A 4,765-nucleotide genomic window follows, 5' to 3' on the forward strand; every position below is an offset into this window, starting at 1 on the left:
AGCAGATCCTGGAGAAGATGGATGAGTATATCGTGCCGCCTGGATTGGGTGATAATGCAGGATTGGCGGGAGCGCTTGGATTGGTGAGGAAATGACGGAAAGTCTTTAATGATCTCTGCAAAACCTTACATTATGATTCAAAGGATGATAACGTGATTGCAAAATCACCGGTAAATCTCTTGTCCTGCTATTTTAAATCAAGGAGGAAGCGCGGAAAGTCCGCTGCTTCCCTCTTTTTTTATTATTTGTCCTGGTTCTGCAGTTCCATTGATCTATAATTTTCAGAATAAAAAAACTTTTGTGTGAATTTTTAGTATATTATCTTAAAATTTTTGGATTATCTAAAGAAACGATAACGTTTACACTTTATATGTAAGCGTTTTAATTATGGACTGGGGGTTAAAAAATGGGGAAAACTTTAAAGTCTGGTTGGTTTTTATTGCTCATGGTTTTATGTGTAGTGACAATGTCGGCTTGCTCCGGAAGTGACGGGGCATCTGGTTCAGGGGAAAACGGGGATAAGGTTGAATTGACGTTCTGGAATATTTGGACAGAGCCATCACCGCAGAATGAGGCCAGTTTGAAGCGTGTCGAACAGTTCATGGAAGAACATCCCGATATCGTGATCAAGCAGCAGAATATTCCGCATGATCAGTTTAAGGTGAAGGTGAAAACACAGGCTGCAGGCAAGCAGCTTCCTGATTTAGTCCAGGCATTTCCCGGTGCTGAGCTGATGCCTCTTGTCAAAGGGGAACTGGTACAGCCGATTGATGATATATTAAGCCACTGGGATGGTTTGATTCCAGAGGGGCAGCTGGGTGATTATCGTGTGGACGGCAAGCAATATGCGCTACCGGCAAACGTCACACCGACAAGTCTTGTTTATTATGACAAGGATATGCTCAAAGAAGCCGGTTACGAAGAATTTCCACAAACATATGAAGAATTCAAAAAGTTGATCAAAAAATTGAAAGAGAGTGATACGATTCCGATTGCTCTTGGGAATAAAGCGCAGTGGGTGCTTCAATCTTCTTATATTAGTACGATTGGAGACCGGTTGACTGGAGACGAGTTCCTGCAGGGTGTCCTGGACAGCGGGGAGAAGAAATTTACAGATGATTCCTTTGTAGAGGCGGTAAATGTTATTAAAGAAATGGCAGACATGGGTGCGTTTAATGAAGACTTCAACTCCATCGACAATATTCAGCATCGGGATCTGTTTGTATTGGGAGATGCTGCCATGATGATCGACGGTGCCTGGTCGCTGGGGCCGACGTTGGAAGCGGCACCGGATAAGAATATAGGTATGGCCCTGTTCCCGGAAGTGAAGGGAGGAAAGGGTGATCCCGAGGCAGTATCTGCTGTTACAGGCACTGGAATTGCCCTTAACAGTGAGTTAGAAGGGAAGAAACTTGAAGCTGCGCAGGAATTCTTAAAATTCTTCTATGATGAAGAGTACTATAAGGATCTTATGAAAGCAGATATATTAGTGGCTGCCGATATCGAGGCGCCGGAAGGGATCAGTCCTCTTCTGAAAGAGGTATCACAATTAACGAATAATAAAATCGTACCTGTATACGATGCGAATTTACCAACAGATGTAACGGATATGATCAATTCAGGCTTACAGGAAGTCACGCTGGGGACGATGACGCCGGAAGAATTAGCGGAAAAGCTTCAGGCAGCGGTTGAAAAACAGCAATAACACTCGGACGGAAATCAGGACATGCTCTTGATTTCCTCCCTTTTTAAGGAGGGAAACTATGCATCTCTTAGTTCGCAGAAAGTGGCCGATCATCGTGGGCCTTGCTCCGGCATTAGCAGTTTATATCATATTTGCCATCATCCCGATCATCATCTCCTTTTATTATTCCGTAATGGAATGGGACGGATTCACGGAGATGAAATTCATTGGTTTAGGCAATTTCAAGGAAGCGCTGAATGATCCGATCTTTTGGACCGCGCTAAAGAATAATTTATTTGTGGTTGCTGCGTCTGTATTTGGACAGATACCCATTGCCTTATTCATTGCCCTATTGCTTAATCGGAAGCTGAAAGGCGGAAAAATATTCAGGACATTAGGCTTCATGCCGGTCGTCATATCAACGGTTATCATTTCACTTGTATGGGGAATGATGTTCAATTCAAGACGCGGATTGTTTAATGGACTTCTCGAGATGGTCGGATTGGGAGAATGGGCACAGAACTGGCTGGGTGATCCGAAACTTGCCATGATTTCGGTCTGTATCACGATCATCTGGCAGTTCATTGGTCTTTACTTGATTATATTCCTTGCTGCGCTGCAGAATATTCCGCAGGAGATTTATGAGGCTGCTGAAATGGACGGGGCTTCAGAACTTAAACGAACCTTGCATATAACACTGCCGATGATGAGAGACAGCATCATTGTGGCCGTCATTCTCTGTATAAGCGGAAGTCTTCGTACCTTCGACCTGATTTATGTGATGACCGCCGGCGGACCGGGACATTCAACGGAGGTACTGGCGATGTATATGTTTGATCAGACATTCTCTTCAACCCGGTATGGGTACGGCAGTGCTCTATCATTATTTATCTTCTTTTTTAGTCTGCTATTAGTCTATTTATCTACTTTGATATTAAAACGCAGGGAATCATAGACGGAAGGGAGGAACTCCAGTTGGCACAGACAGTATTTAATAAACAGCCAAGTGTTCAGCCGCAGCAAAGTCAATTGAATACAAAAAGGTATGCAAAGAGATCGATTATTTATTTTTTGTTGATTATTTATGCTTTAATCAATGTCTATCCCATTCTATGGATGGTGATCAACTCGTTTAAAACCAATATTGAATTTGCGAAACATCCCTTTGCATTCCCGGCTCAATTCTTATTTGAGAATTATAAAACAGCCTGGGAAACGGCCAGGCTTGATACGTACTTTTTAAACAGTATTATCGTTTCTGTCGCGGCGGTTGCAGTGACTGTTTTTGCGGGGGCATTGGCTTCTTACTTCTTAGCGCGATTTACGTTTAAGTGGGGGAAGATGACGTACGCATTCTTTGTATTCGGCATGCTGATCCCGATTCATGCCACTCTTGTCCCCATGTTTTTACTTATGAAAAATCTCGGATTATTGAATACGCATATCGGACTGATTTTACCGTATATTGCATTCAACCTGCCGATTACGATATTTATCCTGGTGAGCTTCATGAAGGCATTTCCGAAAGATATTGAAGAGTCTGCGGTTATGGATGGATGCGGCGTGTTCCGCATATTCTGGTCGATTATCCTGCCGATGACGAAGCCGGCACTGGCTACTGTGGTAATCTTGAATTTTATTAACAACTGGAACGAGTTTTCTTATGCACTGGTGCTGATTAATGACGAGGCTTTAAAGACTTTGCCGCTTGGACTGGCGAATTTTGCCGGTCAGTATACAACGAATTACGGGGCACAAATGGCCGGACTGACAATGGCGATTATCCCGACCATTGTGATCTATATGCTTCTCGAAGAACATTTGGTAAAAGGGATGACAGCCGGTGCAGTAAAGGGATAAGCTTATCATAATCACATTTTAAGAGGTCGTGTATGCTTATGCCAAAGTTAGTATCCTTTACGCGCTGGAAGCTTCAGTGGAAATTCCTTTTCATTTTCATAGTCCTGATTATTTTACCGATGCTTGCCTTCAGTCTTTATATTTATTCTCAGGCAAACCACGCTGTGCAGCTGCAGGCCATTGATAACACAAGGGGTCACCTGGAAAAGATTGATCAAAACATCGCTGCAGTGCTGCAGGATATTGAAGATATATCTTCATATATGATTTACAGCGAAGACATTCGGAATTACCTCAGTACACCTGCATTACCGGAAAACCGAACGTATTTAAACGATCTGGAGGCACAAATCAATGGATTCGCCACATTTCATCTAACGTCAAAAAACTTTCTGGATTCGATTTCACTGGAAGGAAACAATCATACGGAATTGAATATAGGCACCCCTTTAGGACAGACAAGTGAAGACAACTGGAAACACAAGGCCAAACAGCTTGAGGGGAAGGTCTTCTGGAGCGACACTTATACAATCAAGGATTACTGGGATCGAGAAAGCAAAGTCATTAGTTTGTATCGTGTGATTAACGATATCAATAACGTCACCAAACCCCTGGGGATGGTCACAATCAGGCTGAGGGCAGAAAAGTTATATGAACTAATCGATCGGGATACCAGGAACTCCGACAAAATATTCGTGGTGAATCAAAACGGCATCGTCGTGATACACCCTGACTATCAAGCGATAGGGAAAACCTATCCGGATCAAGCAATCTTGAACGCGATATCCCGGGACCCCGATCAGTCACTGACGTTAAATTTGAAAAATAAGAAGAATCGATACAATGTAGTGACGGAACCTGTTGAAGGGACCGGGCTGATCGTGGTTGGAGTGGTCAATGAAGCAGCCGTAGCTGAAGGGATTACGCCTATCCAGCACTCTATCCGTTTGATGATGATTGCGTTGACAATATTCGGAATATTCGCTTTGTTTGGATTTTACCATTTTAATATTAAAAGGATTAAGGACTTGGCAAAACAAACAAAGCAGGTCGAAAAGGGAGACTTCTCAGCGAAGGTGGCAGTCCGTTCCGGCGATGAGATCGGTGTTCTGGGGATGAGATTCAATAAAATGGTAGAACAACTTAAGCATCTAATCGAAAACGTATACCAAATGGAAATTCGGAACAGGGAATCGGAATTGAAATTATTACAAAGTCAGA

Annotated in this window: 4 protein-coding genes and 1 pseudogene; all 5 read left to right on the forward strand. The window is 43.0% G+C overall.

The genetic code is table 11. The features are described 5' to 3' along the window. Positions 1-95, forward strand: a pseudogene (locus tag HP456_RS25155) (fructokinase); the annotation flags it as partial. Between the two features lie 311 nt (positions 96-406). Next, positions 407-1,705 carry an extracellular solute-binding protein gene (locus tag HP456_RS20055; protein WP_246289290.1) on the forward strand — a complete coding sequence of 433 codons (1,299 nt, stop codon included), beginning with the start codon at positions 407-409 and terminating at the stop codon, positions 1,703-1,705. 58 nt (positions 1,706-1,763) lie between these two features. After that, a complete protein-coding gene (locus HP456_RS20060; protein ID WP_172254392.1) occupies positions 1,764-2,639 on the forward strand; it encodes a carbohydrate ABC transporter permease in 876 nt (291 codons plus the stop codon). A 74-nt stretch (positions 2,640-2,713) separates the two neighbouring features. Continuing rightward, a complete protein-coding gene (locus HP456_RS20065) occupies positions 2,714-3,544 on the forward strand; it encodes a carbohydrate ABC transporter permease (RefSeq protein ID WP_246289292.1) in 831 nt (276 codons plus the stop codon). A 38-nt stretch (positions 3,545-3,582) separates the two neighbouring features. Continuing rightward, on the forward strand, positions 3,583-4,765 hold a 1,183-nt coding region (locus HP456_RS20070), incomplete at its 3' end, for a cache domain-containing sensor histidine kinase (RefSeq protein ID WP_172254394.1).

Source organism: Bacillus haikouensis (assembly GCF_013179555.1).
Taxonomy (GTDB): Bacteria; Bacillota; Bacilli; order Bacillales; family Bacillaceae_B; genus Rossellomorea; species Rossellomorea haikouensis_A.